Raw genomic sequence first — 19,275 nt, forward strand, 5'->3', positions numbered from 1 at the left:
CGTGATCTAGGGAGTCGCAGGTTTCAGGTTGGCGTAGAGGCGCAGAATCTGGTTGGCCAGTTGCTGATCCATCTCTATATAAAGCTGTGCTTCCTGAGCGCTGCTGGCGGTCTCTTTATCAGAATCATAGTCATATGTGCGTTCCGCCAGCAGGGTGCGCTGGAGAACGGGGTTGCCCTGCGGATCTTTCACTATGAAATTGACTTTGGTGCTGAGTTCATACTCATCAATATCCGCATTGGCACCCAGGGTCGCTTCACGGCGGCTGCGCTTCTCAGAGATGATTTGTAGCAGATAACCGGCGCCTGCGTTAACCGCTATGCCGTTGGCTTCCAGCAGTCGGCGAAGCACAGGCTCGAGCTGACTGCGGGAACGTTCAGGGGTGATTAGCGTGAGCTGCCGTAACGGTTCAGCGATATCTGCACTACCGCGCAGGTGAAAACCGCATGCGGACAGTAGCAGGCAACAAGCCGTCAGCAAAATAACAGCTGAAAAACGGTTCCGACAGCGTTTCATCCCTGACCCCTTAACCAACAACGATGTTGACGAGTTTATTTGGCACGACAATCTGTTTGCGGATGGTCTTGCCATCGAGGTGGCGCTGAACCCCTTCATCAGCCAGGGCTGTATGCAGCACAATGCTCTCATCCGAGTCTGCAGGTACGGTGATTTTGCCTCTTACCTTGCCATTCACCTGCACCACCATCTGTACGTTAGCGAGTGTCATCGCAGATTCATCGACTACAGGCCACGGGGCATCCAGCAGGTTACTGCTGTTACCCAGATCGGCCCACAGCTGATGGGTGATGTGCGGTACGATCGGCGCCAGCAGTTGTACGGCGGCGCTCAGTGCTTCGCGAACGACGGCGCGCCCCTGATCGCTGGCATCAACAAAGCGGCTGATTGCGTTGCTCAGTTCCATCACCGCCGCGATAGCGGTGTTGAAGGTCTGGCGGCGCTCGATGTCATCGGATACTTTTTTGATGGTCTCGTGTGTTTTACGACGCAGCTCTTTCTGACGGTCATCAAGGCTGTCCGGATCAAGCGCAACGATCTCACCGGGATACTGGAGATGGTCATAAACCAGTTTCCAGAGGCGACGCAGGAAGCGATGAGCGCCTTCCACGCCGGAGTCAGACCACTCCAGTGATTGCTCGGGCGGAGCGGCAAACATCATAAACAGGCGCACGGTGTCAGCACCGTATTTGTCGATCATCACCTGTGGATCGATACCGTTGTTCTTCGACTTAGACATCTTGCCCATGCCTGCCGATTCAACCGCTTCACCATCGGCAATATGGACCGCTTTGATTACCCGGCCTTTTTCATCCCGCTCAACTTTGACCTCTGTGGGGGAGATCCAGATTTTGCCGCCATTGTCATCTTCGCGGTAGTAGGTGTCAGCCAGCACCATTCCCTGACACAGCAGGCGTTCAAATGGCTCATCAGAGTTCACCAGACCTTCATCGCGCATCAGCTTGTGGAAGAAGCGGGAGTAGAGCAGGTGCAGAATCGCGTGTTCGATACCACCGATATACTGGTTCACGGGCAGCCAGTAATTAGCGGCTTCAGGTTCCAGCATGGACTCTGCATTACGGCAGGCGTAACGGGCGTAATACCAGGAAGATTCCATAAAGGTATCAAAGGTGTCGGTTTCCCGCTCAGCTGCACCGCCACATTTGGGGCAGGTGGTTTGCTTAAAACTGTCCATTTTTTTGATCGGTGAACCAACGCCATCAAAGGTAACATCAACTGGCAAAACCACCGGCAACTGATCTTCAGGCACTGGCACAGCACCACAGCTGTCGCAGTTGATAACAGGAATCGGCGTGCCCCAGTAACGCTGCCGGGAGACACCCCAGTCACGCAGGCGGTAGTTGATGGTGATTTTGCCTTTACCCTTGCTATGAAGCTCGGAGGCTATCGCTTTGAAGGCAACATCGAAATCCAGTTCATCAAAGCTGCCAGAGTTTACCAGTACGCCTTTCTCAGTGAACGCTTCCTCATCGAGATTGATCGGGGTGTTGCTGTCGGCAGGACGGATAACCTGCTTGATCGGCAGACCATACTTTTTGGCAAATTCGTAATCGCGCTGGTCGTGGGCCGGAACAGACATGACGGCACCAGAACCGTATTCCATCAACACGAAGTTAGCTGTCCACACCGGAACCTTCTGTCCGGTCAGTGGGTGGGTTGCCTCAATGCCCAGGGCAAAGCCCTTTTTCTCCATGGTGGCCATATCCGCTTCAGCCACTTTCATATTTTTGCTTTCACTGACGAAGGCGGCCAGCTCGGCATTATTGGTTGCTGCCTGTTGCACCAGAGGGTGGCCGGGGGCGACGGCAACATAGGTTACACCCAGCAGGGTGTCAGGGCGTGTGGTGAACACTTCAAGCTCGCCAAAACCATCCACGTGGAAGCTCAGTTCAACACCTTCAGAACGGCCGATCCAGTTGCGCTGCATGGTGCGGACCTGTTCCGGCCACTCTTCGAGCTTGTCCAGATCATCGAGCAACTCATCGGCATAATCGGTGATTTTCAGAAACCACTGAGGAATCTTTTTACGCTCAACCAGCGCACCTGAGCGCCAGCCGCGGCCATCGATTACCTGTTCGTTTGCCAGAACGGTCTGATCGACCGGGTCCCAGTTCACCTCAGAGTCTTTTTTGTATACCAGACCTTTTTCCATCAGGCGGGTAAAGAACCATTGCTCCCAGCGATAATATGATGGGTGGCAGGTGGCTACCTCGCGGCTCCAGTCATAACCAAAGCCCATCTGGTCCAGCTGATTACGCATGTAATCGATGTTTTCATAGGTCCAGTTGGCGGGCGGAACATTATTTTTCAGAGCCGCGTTTTCCGCAGGCAGACCGAACGCATCCCACCCCATCGGTTGCAGGACGTTCTTGCCCTGCATCCGCTGGTAGCGTGAAACCACATCGCCAATGGTGTAGTTGCGTACATGCCCCATGTGTAGCCGACCGCTTGGGTAGGGAAACATCGACAGGCAGTAGAACTTTTCTTTGGACTGGTCTTCCGTGGCTTTGAAGCTTTGGTTGTCGACCCAGTGTTTCTGGACTTCAGGTTCTATATGCTGCGGTTTGTATTGTTCGTTCATTTTGACTCTGATGATAAAAACCGGCGGATGTTGGACGCCGGTCAATGGAATATTTTGTCTGTGGCGCATAGGATACAATATATGCCATGCTACATATAGTTTTTAGTCGGCTTTGGAGATGGATATGAGCAACAATAGCAGTGGAAAAGATCGTAGTGCTCAGTATGATCGGGTGCTGAGCCGGTTACGTCGTGAACTGGAATCCGCTGAGCATCGTTCCTGGGAGTATCTGCAGGAGAAAATTGAAGAGGCTGTCGAGCTGGAACTGACTGCCGAAGAGATGACCCGGGATGAGATGGATCTGCTCAGTGCCTATCTGAAAAAAGATCTTAAACAGCTCGGTTATTATGCCCATGAGACCGGTGAAGGGGTTGCTGCATGGCTTAATTTTGATCTCAATGCGCTGGAGCAGACGGTGGCACAACAGTTAATGGATCTGGCTGATCGCACCCGTATCGGCATCACCGAGCTGGAACAGCGCCTGGCGGAGGGAGAGGACTACTACGCCGCCGGTGACACGGCGGCGGCAGGCACTTTTGTCTGTGTCGACTGTGGTGAGCAGATCTCTAACACCCATACCGCGCCCCTGAGCGCCTGCCCCAAGTGTGGTTCAGAAACCTTTACGCGACTGTCGGCGCCGTGGAGCGGTGAACAGACCGAATAGCAACATCAGGCCTGTTACTACCTGCAGGGGTTTGATCCCCCATTCCTGATAAGGCGTCAGCCCCTGCATCCGCTGCACCTCACCGATCATCACCGCTTGTTGATATTGCGGTACAGTGGTGCTGATATTTCCGTCAGGGCTGATCAGTGCACTGATACCGTTATTGGTTGAACGAATCAGCCAGCGGCCGGTCTCCAGCGCCCGCATCCGCGCTATCTGCAGATGTTGCGCCGGTGCGCTTGAATGGCCAAACCAGGTATCGTTGCTGACAGTCAGCAGCAGATCGCTGCTCAGACTTTGCTGTCGCACTAACTCCGGATAGGCGATCTCGTAGCAGATAAATGGCGCAATCTGGCTGCCTGCTGCTTCCAGTAGCGGCTGATCCGGTGATCCGAGACTGAACTCCGACATCGGCAGGTCAAAGAAGTCGATAATGCCGCGTAACTGTCGTTCCAGTGGCACATATTCGCCGAAAGGGACCAGTCGCTGTTTATCGTAGTTGCCGCTGCCGCCAGCAAACAGAGTGAGGCTATTGGTGTAGCGTTTTCCCTTTGGTTGTTCCGAATCGATATAGACCGTTGGAATACCGCTGATCATCGCGGTATGGCTCTCCTCCAGCCTCTCCGTGAACGGGCTGAGCATTACTCTGGCTTTCGGATAGAAGGTCGGGATGGCTGTTTCAGGCCAGATCAGCAGGTCCACTTTATCGCTGTCCAGGCTCAGGTCGACATAGGTTTGCAGGATATGTTCAAGTTCGCCCCGCTGCCACTTCTGTTGTTGCGGGATATTGGCCTGAACCGCCATGACGCTGACCGGCTCACCCACCGGGAGCGTCCAGCTCTGGGGAATCTGATGCTGCTGTACGGCAATCAGGGGCAGCCCTACAGTCATCAGAATGGTTGCTGCCTGAAGGGGATGTTTCAGGCGCTTAAAAAAGGTGACCAACAGGGTGCTGCTCAGGACTACATAGAGGCTGAGCAGCCAGACTCCCCCCAGTGGCGCAAAGATGGCCAGCGGCGTATCGATCAGACCGTAGCCCAGATAGAGCCATGGGAAACCGGTGAACAGCCAGCTGCGCAGCCACTCGAAGGCTATCCAGAGCGCGCAGAACCCAGCTACATTGCGAAAAAAACGGCTGTAGAGCCAACCCTGCAGGGCAAACAGAAGCGCCAGGGCGGCGACAAACAGTGCCGTCATTGAACCGGCCAGCAACCCCGAGGCATTGCTGTGCTCATGGATACTGACAAACACCCATGACACGCCGGCGCCAAAGAAACCGAGTCCATAACACCAGCCCAGCCAGGCGCCTGCCCGGGGTGTGCAGTTGTGTAACAGAATAAACAGTATGGCAACAGAAACGCCGCCCAGATACCAGTAGTCAAAGGGGGCCAGCGACAGGGGGGCGAGGGCGCCGGTGATCATACAGAGTATGATCCGCCAGAAAAGAAACGCTGTGCGGTTAGCCATCAGTAATCTGCCGGGGTTGTCCGGATAACCTGAAGCAGACGGATTCGCCGGTTGTCTGCGCTGAGAACTTTAAAGGTAAATGTATCAATTTCCACTGTTTCGTCCTTGCGAGGCAGATGGCCAAATTTCTGTGTCACCAGTCCGCCGATCGTGTCAAATTCATCATCTGGCATGCCGATATCGAAAAACTCGTTGAAATCTTCAATCGGCGTCAGGGCTTTGACAATATAACCGTTATCATCAAAGGGTTTGATATTGCCCTCATCATCTTCAACATCGTGCTCATCCTCGATCTGGCCGACGATCTGTTCCAGTACATCTTCGATGGTGATAACGCCGGAGACACCGGCATATTCATCGACAACGATTGCCATATGGTTACGGGTGGCACGGAACTCTTTGAGCAGCACGTTAAGACGCTTACTTTCGGGGATAAAGGTAGCCTTGCGGACGTGCTGCCTGATATCAAAGTTTTCCAGGTTGTTGTCGTCAAGAATCAGTGACAGCAGGTCTTTGGCGAGCAGCACGCCGAGAATATCATCCGGGTTTTCACCGATAACCGGAAAACGGGAGTGTGCTGAGGAGATAATAATCGGCAGAAACTCTTTAGGGGTCTGGTCGGCTTCAACCACCACCATCTGTGAGCGGGGAATCATCACGTCCCGCACCTGCTGGTCGGCTACCTGCATCGCCCCTTCGATTATACTGAATGCTTCCTGGTCGAGAACATTTTCGTCGGTGGCGTCTTTCAGGTCTGCCAGCAGGTCTTCACGGGTTTTAGGTTCATCAGAAAATATCTGGGTGAGTTTCCCCAGCCAGGACTTTTGCTGACCATTTCCCGATCGCTCATCGCTCATGTGGTGCTCCGTAGTTTCACTATCTCGCTTACTCAGTTAACAGATAGGGGTCGGGAATATTCAGACTGGCGAGAATCTCCCGCTCCAGCTGTTCCATCTCTTCCGCTTCATCGCTATTTATATGGTCGAATCCAAGCAGATGCAAGACTCCGTGTACTACCATATGGCACCAATGGTTAAATAATGGCTTGTTTTGCTCGTCGGCTTCCCTGGCGACGACCTCGGCACACACTACCAGATCGCCCAGCAGTGACAGCTCTATACCTTCGGGTACCTCGAAGGGAAAGGATAGCACGTTGGTGGAACTGTCCTTGCCCCGGTACTGGTGATTGAGTTCACGACTTTCCTCGGGAGAGACGATACGCACCGAGAGTTCCGCTTCGTCCAGCCGCCCATGCAATGCCGCAGCAACCCACTGTGTCAGTTGCTCTTCCGAGGGCAGGTTGTGATCCTCTATCTGGCACTGGCGGTCAACAAAATAGCTCATCGTTTGTCCTGTGGCTGATCGGCGCGTTGTTCCTGGCGTTTATCGTACTCGTCATAGGCTTCAACAATGTGACCCACCAGTGGGTGACGCACCACATCTTTGGCGGTAAACCGGGTAAAGCCGATCCCTTTCACATCCTGAAGTACTTCACTGGCATGGATTAAACCGGACCGGACCCCTTTGGGCAGGTCGATCTGCGTGGTATCGCCGGTAATCACTGCGGTAGAGCCAAAGCCGATCCGGGTGAGAAACATCTTCATCTGTTCCCGGGTGGTGTTCTGGCTTTCATCGAGAATAACGAAAGAGCCATTAAGGGTCCGGCCACGCATATAGGCCAGTGGGGCGACTTCGATCACATTGCGTTCAATCAGTTTGCTGACCCGCTCAATCCCCAACATCTCATAAAGGGCGTCATACAGTGGGCGCAGGTAAGGGTCAACTTTCTGGCTCAGATCGCCGGGGAGGAAGCCCAGCTTTTCACCCGCTTCAACCGCCGGGCGGACCAGCAGGATACGGCTGACTTCCTCGCGTTCCAACGCTTCGCAGGCGCAGGCCACCGCCAGATAGGTCTTGCCGGTGCCGGCGGGGCCAATACCGAAATTGATATCATGGGTCAGGATAGAGCGTACGTAGCCCTGCTGATTGGGGCCACGGGGGCGGATCAGAGTTTTGCGGGTCTGGATGGTAATATCTGCCTGGTAGACCGGTGCTGCTGGTGTGCCACCGGTCAGTTGCTCAACGCCAGACTGTTGTAATAGCAGGTGGATCTGATCCGGAGTGATCTGCTCGCCCTGCTGGGCATCTTCATACAGTTGCTCCAGCATCTTGGCTCCCGCACGGACGACATTGGATCTGCCCGCCAGTTTGAAGCTGTTGCCCCGGTTGCTGATCTCTATGCCGAGTCGTTGTTCAATCAGACGCAGATGCTCATCGAGCTGGCCGCACAGGTTGGACAGGTGTTGCGGATTATCCGGTTCCAGAGTGAGCTGAATGGTTTGCGCTGTGTTCAAAAACGAGTCCTTTAATAGAGAGATACTGTTAAGTTTAGCAGGATGCCGGGTTATGCCGACCGGCATGTTGAATCATTGCCAGCCCTGATCCAGTTCTGAGGCGACTAACTCCCCCAGCAGTGAGTTGCTGTATGCTTCGACGATACGGACATCGGCGAAGTGGCCGATCAGATCGGGATTATCGCAGCGAAAGTTAACCACCCGGTTATTTTCGGTGCGTCCCTGTAGCATACCCGGGTCTTTACGGGAGTAATCGGTGACCAGAATCCGTTGTACCGAATCGACCATCCGGCGGCTGATCTGCATCGCCTGCTGGGTGATACGCGCCTGCAGAATATTGAGGCGCTCTTTCTTGGTGTCGTCGGAGACATCATCGGGGAGATCAGCGGCCGGGGTCCCCGGGCGGCGGCTATAGATAAAACTATAGGAGTTATCAAAGCCGATCTCGGCGATCAGGTTCATGGTGGCTTCGAAATCGGCATCGGTTTCACCGGGGAAACCCACGATAAAGTCGGATGACAGGGTGATGTCGGGCCGGGCGGCCCTGATTTTACGAATCAGGGACTTGTATTCCAACGCCATATGGCCTCGTTTCATCGCCATCAGAATCCGGTCAGAACCACTTTGTACCGGCAGATGCAGGAAACTCACCAGTTCAGGTACTTCGCGATAAACCTCTACCAGGCTGTCGCTGAATTCAACCGGGTGGGAGGTGGTAAAGCGGATACGATCGATACCATCGATGGCAGCCACGCAGCGAATCAGTTCAGCCAGATCTGCACTGTCGCCATCGTGGGTGGCTCCCCGATAAGCATTAACATTCTGACCCAGCAGATGGATCTCCCGTACCCCCTGCTCGGACAGTTCCACCGCTTCAGTAATGATATCATCCAGCGGCCGGCTGACCTCCTCTCCACGGGTGTAGGGCACCACGCAGAACGTGCAGTATTTGCTGCAACCTTCCATTACCGAGACAAAGGCTTCAGCACCTTCAACCCGGGGCGCGGGCAGGTGATCAAATTTCTCGATTTCAGGAAAACTGATATCGACAATCCCTTTCTTCTGCGTGCCGGTGTTGGTGAGATCAATCATCTCTGGAAGGCGGTGCAGGGTTTGCGGCCCGAAGATCATATCGACATAGGGGGCGCGTTTCAGAATAGCGTCTCCCTCCTGGGAGGCGACGCAGCCGCCGACACCGATCTTCAGCTCCGGATTCTTCGCTTTCAGCTTGCGCCAGCGACCCAGTTGATGAAACACCTTTTCCTGCGCTTTTTCACGAATGGAACAGGTGTTCAGGAGCAGTACATCCGCCTCGGCCTGATTGTCGGTTAACTCAAGTTCATGGCTTTCGCCCAGCAGATCCGCCATACGGGCTGAATCGTACTCGTTCATCTGGCAACCGTGGGTTTTAATGAATAGCTTTTTGGCCATTGCACACCTGTTCTGCATCGTGGAGAAATTAAAAGGGCGGGAATTATACTTTATGGCAATCCGGCTGCATAGTTTTTAACCGCTCAGGAAATCACTTGTAATCAGCTAAAGCGTCCCCATAATAACGCCAGTAAACCCTTTTTGAGTGCAGTGAAACATGGCCAGTGATCCAATCTACCGGATAAAATTTCTTAATCAGAACGAGATCTATGAGATCTATGCACATAATGTCTACCAAAGTGATTTATGGGGTTTTCTGGAAATAGAAAACATCGTTTTTGGTAGTCAGAGCTCGATGGTGGTTGATCCCTCTGAAGAGAAGCTTAAAAAACAGTTTGAAGATGTGGAACGCAGTTATATTCCGATGCAGGCGATTATTCGCATCGATGAAGTCAAACATGAAGGTCCGGCAAAAATTACCGAAGTGAAAGGTACCGTGACACAGTTTCCGGTGATGCCGCCGAGAAACTGATCGCAGACCAGTCGGTTACGACTATCGCCGGCATTGAAAAATGCGCAACGCTGCTCAGGCGTTGCGCATTTTTTGTTTTAGTCAGGCGCTGGGGGCCCCATAGTCATTAGCTTCTGGGCTGCCGGGTAGAAAGCCCGCTTCGATCAGCACCCAGAACGGGCCAATAAGCGGTACAAACATAATCAGAATCCACCAGGCGGACTTGTTGCGGTCATGCCAGCGTTTTGCCTGCAGGGCCAGTCCGATCCAGCCTGTTGGTATACAGAGTAAAAAGGTAAGGGCTATATAGGTGATAATGCCCGAGGCAGGATCGCTTGAAGTGTTTATGGCGGCGACCAGCATAGCCACCAGGCCTGCCGTAATAGCCCATGTGACCAGCGCAGAGGCCAGTGACGCCAGCCAGAATGTTTTCCGGCCAATCCGTCCCTCAAATGAGAACAGAATCTGCTTCAGCGTGAGTGGGGTAATGCTATCGGAGGGGTGGTCTAAAGCCGCCTGAGGGGAGGCGTAAATATCAGTATTCATTTTAAAATCCTTTTTTTGATCCGGTGGTCCGGTTGATAAAACGCTTAGCCAGCCACGGTTGGCTATAGTGGCTATAACTGATGCGGTGCGAAAATATGCACATCGTCTTATAGCCGGCCATACATTAATGCAATAGAGTTAAATATCAAGTCATCTGAGTTGATGAAAGTCACGGTTCTGTTTGTATATCTCATCCGGCCCGGAATGAGTGACTGAGTGAGACAATCTGTATAGCGGATTTGGCAGATTGGGTAGTTAAAACTCATTATGAAGAGCGATTTAGGGTACATTGTTTACAGAGTTTAAAACACGCTAGCATTAATATAGAGAACGCAGTCGCTGTATGTCGTCAAATTTACCACGAGTTAAATCGCCGCAACGTAGTATTTCTGACCTGTTCTGTACGCATGTACTGCCCGGTCTGGCTTATCTTTTTCTGGCGCAGGTTTCGGTGGGGCTGCTATCGATCCCACCCAGCGATGCGTCTGCAGTCTGGCCCGCGGCGGGGGTCTCGATCACGGCTATTCTGCTGCGTGGGTATCGTGCCTGTTTCGGCTTATTTATCGCCCTTATGGTGTTCTATGCTGGCAGTTGGCTTGATGCGGGTAGTACGGCTGGGCTGTTTCGCTCTCTGGGCCTGATGCTGTTGCTGAGTATGGCGGCTATTCTTGAAGCGGCGGGAGCGGTCTGGCTGATATATCGCTTTTTTGGCCGGATGCCGGATCTGATTGATGATAAACAGATCACCCTGTTTCTGCTGATTATCGGGCCCCTGGCGTCACTTGCGGCAAGTCTGATGGCTATTATCACCCTGCTGGTATTTGGTGTTATTGGCTGGGAGAGCTTTTTCATCAGTTGGTTAACCTGGTGGATTGGCGACACTATCGGCGCGATTGTGGTTGCACCGATGTTGCTGGCACTTTTTGCAGGTCCGCGGAGTACTTTATTTACCCGTAAATGGGCCATCGTGTTGCCGATGAGCGGCTTGCTGATGGTGATTGTGATCCTTTTTCTGATCACCAGAAACTATGAGGAGCAGGAACGGGCTCTGAAGTTTAAACAGGAGGTGGAACAGCTACACTCCAATATGAAGGTGCGCCTGGATGGTGGTATAGAGGTACTGTTCTCATTACGTAGTCTGTTTCAGAGCAGTACGAGCATAGGCGCGGCTGATTTTCACAATTTTACCCTGCATATGCTGCAACGCTATCCTGAAATACAGGCATTGGAGTGGATTCCCCGCATACCCGGCGGGCTCCGTGCTGAGTATGAAACTTCCGCCGTTATCCCCCTGCCTATCGTAGAGCTGGGTGATAGCGGGAAGCTGGTCAGCGCCCCGCAAAGAGAGGTCTATTATCCGGTCACCTACGTTGAGCCGTTTGTCGAAAATGAGCGGGCTTTTGGTTTTAATGTGATCAGTAATCCGCTGGCGAAGGAGGCGCTGCAACGGGCGCGTGAACACAGCGGTGTTGCATTTACCGCTCCGATCCGGTTGATTCAGGAGTCGGGAGAGCAGAAGGGCATTGTGGCCTATCTGCAGGTCAATCATAACGGAGTCGATCGGGGATTGTCTGACGAAGGTGTGGTTGCGGCGGTGTACCGGGTAGGGGATTTTATCAACTCCGTGCTGAGGGAACGACAGGATCTGGCTGCACAGGTTGGTGTGATCGTCATGGATGTGACCGATAACCGGCAAGCGATATACACCGGTGATGAGATCATGGATAACCCTTATGAGCCGTTGAGACTGAGCAAAGAGTATTCAGTCGGGGGACGGGTTTATCAGTTTACTTACAGCGCCAAACCCGATTTCTTCGTGCATTTTTCGCAATGGAGCAGCTGGATTGTATTACTGGGAGGGATGTTATTCGCGGCCCTGCTCGGCGGCTGGTTGCTGTCGCTTACTGGCCGCACCCTGCGTATCGGCCAGGTGGTAAGAGAAAAAACCGCCTCGTTGCAACATGAGGTGGAGGAGCGCAGCAAGGCCGAACAGGCGCTGGTTAAAGTATCTAAAGCGGTAGAGTTCAGCCCCAACATGGTATTAATTACCCTGCCGGATGGTGAGATTGAATATTCCAGCCCTAAATTTACCGAAGAGACCGGCTTTGTGCCCGGAGATGTGATCGGAAAGCCGATAAATATGCTCCATTTTCCCCAGCCAGGAGAGACCTCCTATGCGGATCTCTGGCCGCAGCTGGTTGACAGACCTAACTGGCGTGGAGAGATTGTTAACCGTAAAAAATCGAATGGTTACTACTGGGCGCAGGTTAACATCGCCCCCATCTATGATTTTCATGGGGTGCTGACAAACTATGTGGTCACTCTGCAGGATATTACCGAAAATCGACTGATCTCTGAACAGATCAGCTACCATGCCAGTCATGACCAGTTGACCGGCCTGATCAACCGGCGTGAGTTTGAGATACGTATGCAGGCTCTGTTCAATACTCAACGCCAGCCGGGTTGTCAGCATGCTTTCTGCTTCCTCGATCTGGATCAGTTTAAAGTGGTTAATGATACCTGCGGTCATGTTGCGGGGGATGAGCTATTGCGGCAGGTTTCTCTACTGCTGCAAAGCCGGGTAAGGTCCAATGACACCCTGGCCCGTCTTGGCGGGGATGAGTTTGGTATTCTGTTGCAGAATTGTCCTCTGGAAAAGGCGCAGGTTGTCGCGGAAACGGTCCGGGATGCTATTGCTGACTTTAAGTTTTGCTGGGAACAGCAGGCATTCAATATCGGCGTCAGTATCGGTGTGGTAGCGATTAATGAACACTCGGCCAGTTTAACGGAAGTTCTGAAGCAGGCAGACTCTGCCTGCTATACCGCCAAAGATGCCGGGCGAAACCGGGTGCATCTCTATACACCGGAGAATGAGATGCTGGCCCGGCGTGAAGGGGAGATGCACTGGGTTACTGAGATTAATGCTGCTCTCGATGAGAACCGCTTTATGCTCTATGGCCAGGTGATTGTGCCATTACAAAACTCTCAGCTGAAGCCGGATGTAGAGCTGTTGCTGAGGATGAAGGACCGGGAGGGTAATATTGTGCCTCCAGGCGCTTTTTTGCCGGCAGCTGAGCGCTATCAACTGGCCGGTCGTATCGATGAATGGGTGGTGGGTAACGCCTTTCAGTGGCTGGATCGGAACTTCACCCAGTTCAGTCAGTATTTTGGCTGCTGTGCGATTAACCTGTCTGGTGGGAGTTTGGGAGACCCGCGCATCAAAGAGGCGATTATCAAACATCTGGAACGTTCCTCCCTGCTGCCATACAAGGTTAAATTCGAAATTACCGAAACCTCGGCAATCGCTAACCTGGTCGAAGCGCAGCGTTTTATTAACGCCTTGAAGGCTTATGGGTGTCAGTTTTCGCTGGATGATTTTGGCAGTGGGCTTTCCTCTTTTGCATACCTGAAAAACCTGCCGGTGGATAATCTCAAGATTGATGGTCTGTTTGTGAAAGGGATTCTCAATGATGAACTGGACCAGGCGATGGTTAAGTCGATCAACGATATCGGTCATGTCATGGGCAAAACCACTATTGCGGAGTTTGTCGAAAATGATGAGATATGTCAGATGCTGCGAGAGATCGGCGTTGATTATGGTCAGGGTTACGGACTGGGGATGCCTGAGCCGCTGGATGCGCTGTTACAGCAGGTAAGCGGGGATGATGATCGGTAGTTTCACTGGCTTACAGAATTGCTTCGGGTTGACAACTGGTAGCTGTCGTAGCGCCGTAAACGATTTTGCACGATCATCGTCTCCAGTCGCTTAACATAGTCATCCCCCAGCTCACTATAGCGGTGCAGGTGTTTTATCAGTTCGAGACTGTTCTGCGTGTGTCGGGCTGCCTGGCGCAGCTCGATATACGCGTTGCCCCGCGCCAGGGTGAGAAAATAGTCCTCAATCGCGCCGAGTAAAGAGTCGTAACGCTTAACAAAGACCGCCCGACCATCTCTCGTCTGTCTCGCCATGATGCGCTTTTCATTCGGGTCAAACGACCAGACACCAAACACATTATTTGCCTGCACGAAAAACCGAGAACTGCCCCAGCCAGTTTCAATGGCGGCTTGTGCCAGAATCAGGCTGTTTGGCAGGTCGACCATACGTTGACGCAGCTCTGCCGGAGAGTCGGTATTGTAGGTTGATTTAAGCTGCTCCAGCCAGGTCTGCTCCTCGCTATTGAGAGCAGATAGGGAGAGTAGCTGTTCCAGCCGGGTTCTTTGCTGTTGCAGGTGCTGCTTACTGATCAGAATAGCCGGCAACAGCAAAGCGATAAAGCGTTGTTTCTTTTCCGCGACCGGCAGTGGTGCCAGCGATACGACGGAGGTATAGGCAACGGCTTCAACGGGATTGGTCAGATGGACTATATCGGCAGGTGTTTTAAGAGCTTTGTAAGTTACCGGGGTCGCGGACTGATCGCGTTGATCAGCGATCTGTACCAGTGCGCCAAAACCAAACATCAGTGCGGCGATAAACAGTAATACCGTTTGTATCTGTGACTGTGGTGTTGTACTCATCGCGGGGTTACTCCTGATCCGTAAACAGCAGGGTTTTAGAGCCTCTGCCCGGAATCTCGCGTGCCAGTCTGGGAACCAGATAGCCCGGCAGTTGGTCCTGAAGTTGTTGCATCAGTTGCCGGGCGTCATCATCCGGCAGATCAAAGTGTGCCGCACCTTTAACCGGATCAAAGGTAAACAGATAGTAAGGTAGTACACCGATATCGAACAGCTGCTCACTGAGTGTTTTCAGCGTCGTGACGCTGTCGTTAATACCCCGCAGGAGCACGGCCTGGTTCAACACAGTAATCCCCGCCCCGGTCAGCCGTTGCACCGCTGCGGCAACATGACTATCCAGTTCCTGGGGGTGGTTGCTGTGGATAACGGTCACTACCTTAAGGCGGGTCTGCTTCAGTACATTGACGAAAGAATCGGTAATCCGCTGTGGCAGCACTACTGGCAGTCGACTGTGAATACGCAGCCGGGCCAGATGAGGGATCTGCTCAAGATCAGTAATCAGCTGATTTAACCGTGAATCGCTGGAAACCAGAGGATCGCCACCGGAGAAGATCACCTCGGTGATGCTGGGGTCAGCGGTAATATAGTCAAGAATATTTTGCCATTGCTGCGGTCCCAGACGGTTTTCGGCGTAAGGAAAGTGACGCCGGAAACAGTAACGGCAGTTGATCGCACAGGCGCCGGTAAGTATCACCAGCACCCGCCCTTTGTATTTATGAATCAGCCCGTCCACCGGGTTGCTGTGGCTCTCCTCCAGTGGGTCGAGGGTAAATCCAGGTACTTCTTCCAGCTCCTCAGCCAGCGGCAGAACCTGGCGCAGCAGCGGGTCATCCGGGTTGCCCTTCTCAATGCGGTCCAGCCAGGGGCGGGGGATCCGCATGGCGAATTCCAGGCTGGCGCGGTTGGCTCCTGCCAATAGCGAATCTGGCAACTGGAGGTAGCGTAACAACGCTTCCGGACTTTCCAGCGTCTGACTGAGTAGGGTTTGCCAGGTATCCGGCAACTGAATAGGTGAGTGCATAGTAGAATAATTTCGCTGGAAAATTTGCTCGCATTCTCCTTTCAAGTAGAATGTGTGTCAATTTTGCGGTGGCAGCAGTTCACCTGAGTCTAATCTAATTCGAGATCGATATGGCAAATTACCCATCCAACCAGTTTAAAAATGGCCTGAAAGTGATGATCGAGGGTGATCCTTGTTCAATGGTAGATGTTGAGTTCGTTAAACCAGGTAAGGGGCAGGCGTTTACCCGCGTTAAACTGAAAAACCTGATTACCGGGCGTACCTGGGAACGCACCTTCAAATCGAATGAAACCGCTGAAAGTGCTGATGTTATGGATACCGATATGGAATATCTCTACTGTGATGGTGAGATGTGGCACTTCATGGATCCACAAAGCTATGAGCAGGTTGCTGCGGATAAAACCGCGGTTGGTGATGCTCATCAGTGGCTGAAAGAGCAGGACAAGTGTCTGGTGACCCTGTGGAATAACAATCCGATCTCGATTACACCACCCAACTTTGTTGAGCTGGAAGTGACTGAAACCGATCCCGGCCTTAAGGGGGATACAGCGCAGGGTGGTTCTAAGCCAGCCAAACTTCAGTCTGGCGCGGTTGTGCGGGTGCCTCTGTTTATTGAACAGGGCGATATCCTGAAGATCGATACCCGCAGTGGCGAGTACGTGTCCCGCGCTTAAAAATGGTTTGAACGCTATTGAGCTGGTGATAACTGGCTCTTAACACGTTCAATTCAATTTATACGATTCCAATGGCAGCCACGGCTGCCATTTTTATGTACAGGATGTACGGTATGCCGCGGGCGCAAGGATGCGCAAGAGCGGCGATGACAGGATGTACGGTATGCCGCGGGCGCAAGGATGCGCAAGAGCGGCGATGACAGGATGTACGGTATGCCGCGGGCGCAGGGATGCGCAAGAGCGGCGATCTACAGGGAACTGTTTCTGAAGGCCTTTTTTTTATTGAAGAGTAATCACCCATGAGTCAATTGTGGAGAGCGACAGCTCCGCTGAATAATCTGCGCAAGCGGGCGCAGATCTTTGCGCAGATCCGGGAGTTTTTTGCCACGCGTGATGTGCTGGAGGTGGAAACCCCCCTGATGACTTCTGCGGCAGTCAGTGATCCCTATATCGATACCATTGAGTGTCGCTACCATCCGCTACCGGGGCAACAGGAACAATCCCGCTATCTGCAAAGCTCTCCTGAATATGCGATGAAACGGCTGCTGGCGTCCGGCAGCGGTGCGATCTACCAGATCTGTAAAGCGTTTCGTAATGGTGAGTGCGGCCGTCGCCATAACCCGGAATTTACCATGCTGGAATGGTATCGCCCCGGCTTTGATCACCATCAACTGATGGATGAGGTTGAAGCGCTGGTCGCCCCGCTTATTGGCATCGACAGGTTTCAACGGATTAGCTATAGCGCGTTGTTTCGGCAATACCTTCAGCTGGATCTGCAAACAGCTACCGTGCAGGAGCTGGCAGCCATCACCCGCCAGCATATCGACATTAAGATGGAAGATGACAACCGGGATAACTGGTTGAACCTGCTGATGTCTCATGTGATCGAGCCTCAGCTGGATAGTCAGGGGGCAGTGTTTGTGTACGATTATCCGGCCAGTCAGGCGGCACTGGCCCGTATAGCTGAAGATGAAACGGGTCAACCGGTTGCCTGTCGATTCGAACTCTTTGTCGCGGGTGTTGAACTGGCTAATGGTTACTATGAACTCACCGATGGGGGAGAGCAAGCGCGTCGCTTTCAGCTGGATATCGCTCAGCGACAGTCTGAAGGGTTACCCATCAGACCTACCGACAGCCTGCTGGTGGACGCGCTTGAGTCAGGTATGCCTGAGTGTGCCGGCGTTGCAATGGGGCTGGACCGGTTGGTGATGTTAGCGCTGGGGACTGAGCAGATTAGTGATGTGATCGCTCTGCCGTTTGATCGGGCCTGAGAGGGGCAGTCGCTAGATCGCCGCTGCGCGGCTGGCTAGTTGTTAGAACGTCGCTTCGCGACTGCTAGAAAAAGCGCAAAGTGCGATCTACAGGGAGATTATCTATGGTTGGTTTCTGGGCGTCAGAAGCTAGCGGGCGATTCTGCTTTGTGCCAAAAGCGGATGTAAAAGCACCGAGGCTAGATCGCCGCTGCGCGGCTGCTAGTTGTTAGACGGAAACTTCGTTTCCTTGCTAGAAAAAGCACAGAAAACAGCCTTCCAGAAGAGCCGTTGCTTGTAGCTCGACGTCACAAAAAACGTGACTTGCCCGTGGCTCGAAAAACCTTTTTTATGGACTATTCGCGCTGATTGATAAATGCGGGCTTCGTAAGGCGGTTTTTTTATAAGGGAGTCATTAGAGATGGTCTGCTATGTGCCAAATGCGGACATCCCCCCTTTTTGTCTACGCGATAGTGATAGCATAGGATGTTCTATCAAAGTTCGCTTACTTGTTTCATCGGAGGAGTCAGGGAACGATGGAAAATATAATATTTAGCTCTCTGTTTATAATTGGGTACGTTCTATGTATTCCAGCGGCAATAATTATCGTTGTTGGCCTAATAGAAGTACCGTATAGCCATTTTAAAGCAAAGAAACATTGTGGTTACCGTAATGCCGCCACTGGAAGTTGGCTTTTGTCTGTGGGGTCTCTTTTTGGAATCTATGATTTCCTTAGTAGTTTAGGTTCTGGTGGCGTCAGCGGCCTTATGATACCCCCTTTATTAGTCATTCCTTCTATTCTTAGTCTCTGTTACGTCTATCTTGTATTTAAATCTCATAAGGGAGCTAGAAATAGTAAGAAAAGTTCAGTGGAGCCTTTATCGGACATCAATAAAAAATTAATTGAGGCTGTTGTGAACAATGATTTAGATCTTGTAAAGAGATTAGTCTTTCAGGGAGCAAATCCAAAAGCAAAAAATGAGAGCGGTTATTCTGCTGAGGACTTTGCTAGAGGTAGAGGCCTGAGTGCAATTAGTAAATTTTTAGATTAATGGGGTCAGAGTCTGTGGTATTCCCACGAATTTTCAATAAATAACAAATAGCTAGCTTAAGGAGGGAGCGTTCATAGCCCTTGGCGATCAATTATTTCGCCAAAAAATTACCGCCAGAGCTATGAATACGACCACTATATTGAACAAAATCCTCACGCTTGTCAGTCCCAATATGCATAAAACCCTGCGGAATGCGCTAGCTACCTGCGTCTTGAGCCTCGCGGGACTTAAAGGGGTCAACGCCTTTAGTTTTTGATGTTAATGTCCGCTACGCATTTTGAAAAAGTGTAACAGTTATGGTTATACGCAGATCCCACGTTATCTGCGCTTTTTCTAGCGAGTCGCGCAGCGACGTTCTAACCACTAGCCAGCGGCGCAGCCGCGATCTAGCTGTAGATTTCAGATACGTTGTTCACAAGTAACCGGCTTATAGGTGGTTGTTTGTTTAAACTACCATGTGGTCTGACAAGGTTATACCACTTCAGATAACAGGATAGTGTCGCATTTCGCTGAGCGGAATTGTTATACAGTTTGCCGTAAGACCACTCCCGAATCAGCGTCTGTATAAAACGTTCCGCTTTACCGTTTGTCTGAGGGCGATAGGGGCGCGTATTCATGGGGCGTGCACCGATCGCTTTGACGGCATTTCTAAAGGCTCTGCTGGTGTAGCACTTACCATTATCCGTCAGCACCCGTTTTACCTTCACATCCATTGCTTTCAGTATTTTGAGGGTG

Annotated in this window: 17 protein-coding genes; 6 read left to right on the forward strand and 11 right to left on the reverse strand. The window is 52.2% G+C overall.

Annotated elements, in window-relative coordinates:
- Positions 1-6: 6 nt before the first annotated feature.
- Entirely contained in the window at positions 7-516 is a 510-nt protein-coding gene (locus BMY09_RS20710; RefSeq protein WP_175483621.1) for an LPS-assembly lipoprotein LptE, read from the reverse strand.
- A 10-nt stretch (positions 517-526) separates the two neighbouring features.
- Entirely contained in the window at positions 527-3,118 is a 2,592-nt protein-coding gene (gene leuS / locus BMY09_RS20715; protein WP_091362033.1) for a leucine--tRNA ligase, read from the reverse strand.
- A 124-nt stretch (positions 3,119-3,242) separates the two neighbouring features.
- Between leuS and BMY09_RS20720 the strand changes: the two genes are divergently transcribed.
- On the forward strand, positions 3,243-3,782 hold the full coding sequence (locus BMY09_RS20720; protein WP_091362035.1) for a zinc ribbon-containing protein: 540 nt from the start codon (positions 3,243-3,245) through the stop codon (positions 3,780-3,782).
- Here BMY09_RS20720 and lnt read toward each other — a convergent pair.
- From lnt to miaB, 5 genes are all read right to left on the reverse strand, one after another.
- On the reverse strand, positions 3,729-5,249 hold the full coding sequence (gene lnt, locus BMY09_RS20725; protein WP_091362036.1) for an apolipoprotein N-acyltransferase: 1,521 nt from the start codon (positions 5,247-5,249) through the stop codon (positions 3,729-3,731). The two genes, BMY09_RS20720 and lnt, sit on opposite strands and share 54 nt — an antisense overlap.
- The gene (locus BMY09_RS20730; RefSeq protein ID WP_091362038.1) at positions 5,249-6,106 is read right to left on the reverse strand and encodes a CorC family transporter; all 858 of its coding nucleotides are present in this window, start codon (positions 6,104-6,106) and stop codon (positions 5,249-5,251) included. The genes lnt and BMY09_RS20730 overlap by 1 nt, the downstream gene beginning before the upstream one ends.
- Positions 6,107-6,134: 28 nt before the next feature.
- Positions 6,135-6,593 (reverse strand): rRNA maturation RNase YbeY, encoded by a 459-nt coding sequence (gene ybeY / locus BMY09_RS20735; RefSeq protein ID WP_091362039.1) that lies wholly within the window; start codon positions 6,591-6,593, stop codon positions 6,135-6,137.
- A complete protein-coding gene (locus tag BMY09_RS20740) occupies positions 6,590-7,603 on the reverse strand; it encodes a PhoH family protein (protein ID WP_091362060.1) in 1,014 nt (337 codons plus the stop codon). The genes ybeY and BMY09_RS20740 overlap by 4 nt, the downstream gene beginning before the upstream one ends.
- A 72-nt stretch (positions 7,604-7,675) precedes the next feature.
- Complete coding sequence (gene miaB, locus BMY09_RS20745) at positions 7,676-9,034, reverse strand: tRNA (N6-isopentenyl adenosine(37)-C2)-methylthiotransferase MiaB (protein ID WP_091362041.1); 1,359 nt, start codon at positions 9,032-9,034, stop codon at positions 7,676-7,678.
- A 157-nt stretch (positions 9,035-9,191) separates the two neighbouring features.
- Here miaB and BMY09_RS20750 point away from each other — a divergent pair, with 157 nt between their 5' ends.
- Positions 9,192-9,506 carry a DUF1820 family protein gene (locus BMY09_RS20750; protein WP_091362042.1) on the forward strand — a complete coding sequence of 105 codons (315 nt, stop codon included), beginning with the start codon at positions 9,192-9,194 and terminating at the stop codon, positions 9,504-9,506.
- Between the two features lie 81 nt (positions 9,507-9,587).
- Here BMY09_RS20750 and BMY09_RS20755 read toward each other — a convergent pair whose 3' ends face one another.
- On the reverse strand, positions 9,588-10,031 hold the full coding sequence (locus tag BMY09_RS20755) for a DUF805 domain-containing protein (protein ID WP_091362044.1): 444 nt from the start codon (positions 10,029-10,031) through the stop codon (positions 9,588-9,590).
- Positions 10,032-10,374: 343 nt separating this feature from the next.
- Here BMY09_RS20755 and BMY09_RS20760 point away from each other — a divergent pair, with 343 nt between their 5' ends.
- A complete protein-coding gene (locus BMY09_RS20760) occupies positions 10,375-13,707 on the forward strand; it encodes an EAL domain-containing protein (protein WP_091362046.1) in 3,333 nt (1,110 codons plus the stop codon).
- A 2-nt stretch (positions 13,708-13,709) separates the two neighbouring features.
- Here BMY09_RS20760 and BMY09_RS20765 read toward each other — a convergent pair whose 3' ends face one another.
- Together BMY09_RS20765 and epmB are read right to left on the reverse strand one after the other, a co-directional pair.
- Complete coding sequence (locus tag BMY09_RS20765) at positions 13,710-14,546, reverse strand: glucosaminidase domain-containing protein (RefSeq protein WP_091362047.1); 837 nt, start codon at positions 14,544-14,546, stop codon at positions 13,710-13,712.
- Between the two features lie 7 nt (positions 14,547-14,553).
- Positions 14,554-15,564, reverse strand: coding sequence for an EF-P beta-lysylation protein EpmB (gene epmB / locus BMY09_RS20770; RefSeq protein WP_091362049.1), 1,011 nt, complete (start codon positions 15,562-15,564; stop codon positions 14,554-14,556).
- 110 nt (positions 15,565-15,674) lie between these two features.
- On the opposite strand from epmB, the gene efp reads away from it, so the two are divergent.
- The 3 genes from efp (at position 15,675) to BMY09_RS20785 (ending at position 18,540) form a co-directional block, all read left to right on the forward strand.
- Positions 15,675-16,238, forward strand: a complete 564-nt coding sequence (gene efp / locus BMY09_RS20775; protein ID WP_091362051.1) for an elongation factor P — start codon at positions 15,675-15,677, stop codon at positions 16,236-16,238.
- Positions 16,239-16,537: 299 nt separating this feature from the next.
- A complete protein-coding gene (gene epmA / locus BMY09_RS20780) occupies positions 16,538-17,509 on the forward strand; it encodes an EF-P lysine aminoacylase EpmA (protein ID WP_091362052.1) in 972 nt (323 codons plus the stop codon).
- 515 nt (positions 17,510-18,024) lie between these two features.
- Positions 18,025-18,540, forward strand: coding sequence for a hypothetical protein (locus BMY09_RS20785; RefSeq protein ID WP_091362054.1), 516 nt, complete (start codon positions 18,025-18,027; stop codon positions 18,538-18,540).
- Between the two features lie 386 nt (positions 18,541-18,926).
- On the opposite strand, the gene BMY09_RS20790 is transcribed toward BMY09_RS20785, so the two are convergent.
- Positions 18,927-19,275: integrase core domain-containing protein (locus BMY09_RS20790; RefSeq protein WP_139203231.1), on the reverse strand; the 349-nt coding region annotated here is incomplete at its 5' end.

Source organism: Amphritea atlantica (assembly GCF_900111095.1).
GTDB classification, from domain to species: Bacteria; Pseudomonadota; Gammaproteobacteria; order Pseudomonadales; family Balneatricaceae; genus Amphritea; species Amphritea atlantica.

What these genes read in the sequence shown, in the direction of transcription:
- BMY09_RS20765 (WP_091362047.1), bottom strand. Translation starts at nt 14,546, where the DNA reads ATGAGTACAACACCACAGTCACAGATACAAACGGTATTACTGTTTATC.
- efp (WP_091362051.1), top strand. Translation starts at nt 15,675, where the DNA reads ATGGCAAATTACCCATCCAACCAGTTTAAAAATGGCCTGAAAGTGATG.
- miaB (WP_091362041.1), bottom strand. Translation starts at nt 9,034, where the DNA reads ATGGCCAAAAAGCTATTCATTAAAACCCACGGTTGCCAGATGAACGAG.
- BMY09_RS20785 (WP_091362054.1), top strand. Translation starts at nt 18,025, where the DNA reads ATGGAAAATATAATATTTAGCTCTCTGTTTATAATTGGGTACGTTCTA.
- BMY09_RS20755 (WP_091362044.1), bottom strand. Translation starts at nt 10,031, where the DNA reads ATGAATACTGATATTTACGCCTCCCCTCAGGCGGCTTTAGACCACCCC.
- epmB (WP_091362049.1), bottom strand. Translation starts at nt 15,564, where the DNA reads ATGCACTCACCTATTCAGTTGCCGGATACCTGGCAAACCCTACTCAGT.
- BMY09_RS20720 (WP_091362035.1), top strand. Translation starts at nt 3,243, where the DNA reads ATGAGCAACAATAGCAGTGGAAAAGATCGTAGTGCTCAGTATGATCGG.
- BMY09_RS20730 (WP_091362038.1), bottom strand. Translation starts at nt 6,106, where the DNA reads ATGAGCGATGAGCGATCGGGAAATGGTCAGCAAAAGTCCTGGCTGGGG.
- BMY09_RS20760 (WP_091362046.1), top strand. Translation starts at nt 10,375, where the DNA reads ATGTCGTCAAATTTACCACGAGTTAAATCGCCGCAACGTAGTATTTCT.
- BMY09_RS20710 (WP_175483621.1), bottom strand. Translation starts at nt 516, where the DNA reads ATGAAACGCTGTCGGAACCGTTTTTCAGCTGTTATTTTGCTGACGGCT.
- BMY09_RS20750 (WP_091362042.1), top strand. Translation starts at nt 9,192, where the DNA reads ATGGCCAGTGATCCAATCTACCGGATAAAATTTCTTAATCAGAACGAG.
- ybeY (WP_091362039.1), bottom strand. Translation starts at nt 6,593, where the DNA reads ATGAGCTATTTTGTTGACCGCCAGTGCCAGATAGAGGATCACAACCTG.
- lnt (WP_091362036.1), bottom strand. Translation starts at nt 5,249, where the DNA reads ATGGCTAACCGCACAGCGTTTCTTTTCTGGCGGATCATACTCTGTATG.
- epmA (WP_091362052.1), top strand. Translation starts at nt 16,538, where the DNA reads ATGAGTCAATTGTGGAGAGCGACAGCTCCGCTGAATAATCTGCGCAAG.
- leuS (WP_091362033.1), bottom strand. Translation starts at nt 3,118, where the DNA reads ATGAACGAACAATACAAACCGCAGCATATAGAACCTGAAGTCCAGAAA.